The following is a 322-nucleotide window of genomic DNA, read 5'->3' on the forward strand; positions in this document are numbered from 1 at the left end:
AGATGAAATGCTAAGCAAAGCCTTGCTCGAAAGTGAAAGGCGTCTGTTATACGTCGCAATGACGCGTGCCAAAGAATGCTTACACCTCCTTATTCCTGAAGATGTTTCGAACAGCAAAGCTCAAATTTCACGTTTCCAGCATGAGCTTAATATCCCGCAAAGCACAGCGTTGGGAAGTGCTCTGGATAGTAAGCAAATAGAAGTCGCATTAGGCAAACCAAGTCGTATTACGAGGCAATATGCAGAAGAGTTACGGTGCACCTTGGTCGCTAGTGATATGGCTTCAGAAAATACTTCAACGAGCAGTGCAATATGGTTCGCA

The 322-nt window shown here is 44.7% G+C and carries 1 protein-coding gene; it reads left to right on the forward strand.

What is annotated here, in order from left to right; all coding sequences use genetic code 11:
• Positions 1 to 322: hypothetical protein (locus A3729_RS32760; RefSeq protein WP_369820126.1), on the forward strand; the 322-nt coding region annotated here is incomplete at both ends.

The sequence above is a fragment of the Oleiphilus sp. HI0043 genome, assembly GCF_001634935.1.